The organism is Cloacibacillus sp., assembly GCF_020860125.1.
Classification (GTDB): domain Bacteria; phylum Synergistota; class Synergistia; order Synergistales; family Synergistaceae; genus Cloacibacillus.
In genome coordinates, this window is the sequence record NZ_JAJBUX010000110.1 from 1 (window position 1) to 5,038 (window position 5,038).

Genomic DNA, 5,038 nt, shown 5'->3' on the forward strand with positions numbered 1-5,038 from the left:
TATCTATGCAGTCGCTCCAACCGTATAAAACGATAGAAATGCTCAAAGAACCTGAAAGTCCGGAGGCAAAGCAGATCGTTGAACTGATAAAGAAATCCGACCTGGATATCGATGATTTTAAGTACGACGGAAAACTCCTGGAGGCCATCCCGCTGAAAATGGATGATGAGACGGTAAGAGCCAAAAACATTCAAAATAAGGAAAAGTCCATCGATATATTGAAACTGACCTCTACCCACAGAGGAAAAGAACTGCCCAGCATTGTCTTTGATTCGCTCGGAACAAAGAAAATAGTCTCGCTCGCGGGCTACCTGGTCGAATGGCTGAATAAAGGCGGTTGTCTGTTCATCGACGAATTAGACAGCGGCATACATTTTAAGCTCTCCAGAGCGATAGTTTCTCTTTTCAACAGCTCGCTGAACGATCGCGCGCAGATGATTTTTTCAACACACGATGCAAGTCTGCTTGATATAAAGACGCTTTTCCGCAAAGAACAGATATGGTTTACAGATAGGGTCGAAGATAAAGTTTATCTATACCCGTTGTCCTGTTTTACGGCGGAAAAATCGGGTATACGGACAGATTCAGAGCTGTATGAACGCTATGTAAAGGGATTTTTAGGGGCTCTGCCGGATCCTTCGCTGATAGATGTTTTAATAGACATCAAAAACGGCAAACGCGATGAATAAATTTCCCCCGTACCTGACAGACAGAAAATCACAGAGGCGCGTATGCTTGATACTCGAGGGTTTTGAGGAATACTATTATTTCAAAAGGCTGTTGTCGCTGGGGGTCTTTTCGTCCGTTTATGATATTACGCTTATCAACGCGAAAAGCGCCAGCAGCATACCGGCCAAATACCAGGATGCGCTGGCAAGCGATTCGTATTCGATCGTCCTGATCGTCTGTGATATGGATAGAAGACCAAAAGAATACGAGATGATCTTACAGGGAGTAAAAGATATAATAGGAGACAACTGCGGAGAAAAGGTGATCGTTTTCACGCGCCCATGCACTTTGCAGGTAATTCTATATCACTTTGGCGACGTGACGCTGACAACACAGTCCAAAAAGTCTGCGAGGGCAGACGTTCAGCGTCTGACTGGCGTGGCAAATTATGACGCTCATCAAGATCAGCTGGAACGAATTTGTCAGGGAATATACCGTAAAAGTTGGAATGATATGTGTAAACGCCTGAAATCACTGAGCACCGACTCCCATGATATTCCTTCAAGTAATATGTGGGTGCTTTTTGAACGCTTATCTTCTGACGACTTTGCATGGATAGATGAGATGGATAAATCAATCTTTACTAAATAGATATATGGAGGATATGTAAATGACGACGATCATGTACGGTACAAAGCACTGCCCAGACGTGCGCGCGGCGCTCGTGGAGATAGCGGAGAAGGGGCTCGATATTGAGTTCAGAAACTTCGACGACAGCGTGGCCTATCTCAAAGAATTCGTCCTGATGCGCGACAAGCGTGCCGAGTTCGCGGATAAAAAGGAAAACGGCTATCTGGGCATTCCCTGCTTCGTGACGGAAGATGGAAAGATCTTTTTTGAATTAAAGGATATACTTTAAATCGCGGTTTAACACAGGTTTTTGGCTCCCTGGCCGCTTCGGAGAGGGAGGCTGTAAGGACAAACTCAAAAGCTAAATTGCAATTTATTAGAAACGGGAGAGCGAAAATATTCCGCCTCCCGTTTTTTCAGATCAGTTATCTTTTATTTCATCCTCTATGCGCTGAGCCAGCGCCCCATATTTGAGAGAAAGAGCCTGTATAGGTGCGCCGCTACGGGGCCGGGGCGACCAGAGCCGATCGTGGTATTGCCCACGCGCACGACCGAGAGCACTTCGTTGACGGTGCCGGTGATGAAGGCCTCGTCGGCCTGCGCCAGTTCCTCTTCGCGCGGGCAGCGCTCTTCGACGGTGAAACCGTTCTCCCGCACGAGCGTGAGCACGACACTGCGCGTTACGCCGTCAAGCACCCTGCCCACGGGCGCGGTAATAATCTTTCCCTCTTTGCAGAGGAAAAAGTTATTAGTCATCGCCTCGGTGATCTCACCGTCCGGCATGTAGAGCGACTCGTGGTTCGCCTTGTCGCCGCCGAGCGGGATGAGGGCGAAGAGATAGTTTATACTTTTACAGAGCGGATAGGGACGCTCCACGCGGTTCGGTTCGAGCACCGCGCCCCGTCTCCGTTCCTCGTCCGGGGTTTTGTTTATCCCGCCGAAGAGGACGAAGAAACGCGGCTCGGGGAAGGAACCTTTGTTGTTTATATCTCCGCCCGTTATGTAAGGGCGTACGAGCCCCTCCGCGGGGCAGCCCTCTACCCTGAGCCCACCCTCTATAACCTCCGGCAGCCGTGGAAATATTTTTTCGGCAGAGATACCCGCCCGCCGCGCGCTCTCCGCGAAGCGTTCCAGGTGCATATCCAGGCCGAATAATTTGCCGTCATAGATGCGTACCGCCTCAAAGACCGCGACGCCGCGCTGGATAGCCATGTCGGTGACAGGGAGACGGCATTCGGAAACCGGCGCGTATTTACCATCGATATAGCAGAGCGACATTCTCATACCACTTCCTTTTCTATAATACTGGATGTTATCAGTATAGGACAGCTATGCTCCGCTGTATCTAATATCTCCCTTTAAGCTCATTTATGCCCAATTTAGCGCGAATTTAACCGATAAAAAACCCGCGCCGCCATATGATAATGAGGCGGCGCGGGTTTTTTATTATTATTCTTTTAACTCTTTTTAATGATAAAAGCAAGAGCCGGAAGCAGCAGCAGTACCAGACCCGCGCCCGTATTACAGCCGCTGGAAGATGAGCCGCGCGGTGCCTCCGGGTTGATCTCATCCGCCGGGTCAACGGGAGGATTGTCGGGGTCCACCTTATCATCGGCGGCAACCACCGCGAAGGGGATTACAAAGATATCCACCGTGGCCGAGATATTACCGTTTTTCACGGTCAATGTCGTGCGGCCCGGCTTCAGAGCCGTCAGCATGCCGTCCTCATCCACAAGCGCCACAGAGGCGTCCGCCACCTCGTATTTGGTCCCGTCCTTTTTGTGCGAGACATTCTTCCTCTTTCCCGTGGAATAACTCCCACTTATTGCCAGGCGGCGCGTCGTACCGGCGCTTATGAGAACGGGCGACTCAGGATAACAGGAAAGCCCCGTCAGCTTTCCAAGCGCCTGCCCCTCGGCCTTCGTATTTCGGTTTTCCAAAAGCGACTCAAGCTCGCCAAGCTTCTGCGTAAATTCGGCGTCGGAGAGGCTGGAGAGCGCGGCACCGGCGCTCCCTTTCATCAACGATGGAGTGGGCTGTTCAGGGAAGCGCAGCTGCGACCTTTGCGGTATCGGTTCAAAGGCGGAGACGGGGCCGCATAACAGGGCCGCTACCCTTGAGGCTATCCCTGCATCCGTGCCCATACCCATGTGCTGGCGGCCTTTGATGATCTCCGATTTATCGCGGCTCATAACGCCCTCCCAGAGGGCGCTGGAGAGGCCCACCAGACAGTCTGAATCCTCCGGCTCGAATCTGGGTTTGCCGCCGTTATTGTTATATCCGTCAAAGAGCGCAGGAATATTATTATATATTTTCTTGTGCGTGTAGGGGGTGATTATTCCCTCTATGATCTTGCCGACCGCCCCCGGCATGATAAGCGCCTCGCCGGTATCGCCGGCGATCCGGTAGAGCGGCAGTCCGGCGGGGAGATTGTCGTTGAGCAGGCGCAGCTCGGAGCTGTTTAATGCAAGATCCTTTATGGCGCTCCCTTTGACGTTCATCCCCGCCTTGCCCATTATCTCAAAGACCTGTTCCATCTTTTCCCGATAGTCGGGAGAGGCCGCGATCGTATCGTCGCTGAGCCAGAGAACGTCCTCAGTCACATAGGAGGCGATGCCGGAGCCGGTATTCGGCGTCGCGAGCATGACTATGCGGCGCACCGCACCCTGGTTGTAGTTCTGGTTGTTCCGGTAGTATCTGTTGAGAAAGAATTTTCGCGCCATCAGGCCGCCCATGCTGTGGCCGACCAAATCAACGCGCGTCGCCTCGATCTTCTTCATGCGCAGGTCGCGGACCATATTTTCGACGGCGCGGCAGAAGATATCGGCGCTCCGCGGCAGTACCTCCGACGGCCCTTGATCGCCGGGATATTCAAAATATCCGTGATGCGCCCCTTTGGCAAAGAGGGCTCCCGCGACCGTTTGTTCGTCGTTGACGTCTCCGAAGGTCTCGCCGTCCGACCAAAGTCCGTGGACGAGCACCACGGGGGCGCGGTATATCTTTATCTCTTTGGAGAGGCCTTCGTCACCCTGGGAGGCGGTGACGGTGATAGGGAAGAACTCCTGCTTATCGTTCCCCGGCCATTCCTCGGGGGCGGTGAGCACGGCGCTGCTCTGATACTTGCCAGCCGCGCCGACCGGCTCCGTTTTTACGGTCAGCCTGCTGCCGGAGGCGGTTCTCTTTATATTTTCCAGGACCGCGCCCGGCGGCAGATTCGCGGAGAGCGTAATGTCCTCCGGCCGCGGCGACTGTACGCGTATCACCAGGCGGGCGTTTCCGTCGGCGGCAATGCCAAGGCGTTCACGCACGGCGGGGTTCACTTTGCCGATAAATTCCTCCGTCAGCGCTGTCCGGTGATTCGGTATGTAGCTATAGCAGTCCTCGGAGAGGTTCTGAATGACGCCGCCGAGGACGTTGATACTCAAAGCGGCCTCGGCGCTCGCAGAGACGGACAGCAGGAACAGGGCGAAGATCAGCGGATAGGAAAGTTTTCTCATCGATAGGCCTCCGTTTTTCTATTCTCAGCCTAAGTTTGCGCCAGTGGAATATCTTTGTCAATCCGGCTCCGTAGAAAATTGCCGGAAATATCGTAATTGGCAGAGCCGTTTTCAATACTTTTATTCAACGTGGAGCACCTCGCGCATGGGAAGAGATAAATTGCGATTTAGCTTTTGACTTTGCCCTTAAAGGCGCCCTCTGTGAGGGAGCTGGCTCGGCGGTGTTTTTTCGCCGAGACTGA

General features: G+C 52.8%; 5 protein-coding genes. 3 read left to right on the forward strand and 2 right to left on the reverse strand.

Going from position 1 to position 5,038, the window contains the following annotated elements; all coding sequences use genetic code 11:
* The 3 genes from LIO98_RS13480 to LIO98_RS13490 form a co-directional block, all read left to right on the forward strand.
* A partial coding sequence (locus LIO98_RS13480) for an AAA family ATPase (protein WP_291958221.1) occupies positions 1-689 on the forward strand: 689 nt, incomplete at its 5' end.
* A gap of 46 nt (positions 690-735) precedes the next feature.
* Positions 736-1,320 (forward strand): hypothetical protein, encoded by a 585-nt coding sequence (locus tag LIO98_RS13485; RefSeq protein WP_291958224.1) that lies wholly within the window; start codon positions 736-738, stop codon positions 1,318-1,320.
* Positions 1,321-1,339: 19 nt separating this feature from the next.
* A complete protein-coding gene (locus LIO98_RS13490) occupies positions 1,340-1,588 on the forward strand; it encodes a glutaredoxin (protein WP_291958229.1) in 249 nt (82 codons plus the stop codon).
* A gap of 155 nt (positions 1,589-1,743) precedes the next feature.
* On the opposite strand, the gene LIO98_RS13495 is transcribed toward LIO98_RS13490, so the two are convergent.
* Together LIO98_RS13495 and LIO98_RS13500 are read right to left on the reverse strand one after the other, a co-directional pair.
* Positions 1,744-2,577, reverse strand: a complete 834-nt coding sequence (locus LIO98_RS13495; RefSeq protein ID WP_291958232.1) for an aminotransferase class IV — start codon at positions 2,575-2,577, stop codon at positions 1,744-1,746.
* 179 nt (positions 2,578-2,756) lie between these two features.
* Positions 2,757-4,796, reverse strand: a complete 2,040-nt coding sequence (locus tag LIO98_RS13500) for an alpha/beta fold hydrolase (protein WP_291958235.1) — start codon at positions 4,794-4,796, stop codon at positions 2,757-2,759.
* Positions 4,797-5,038: the final 242 nt, after the last annotated feature.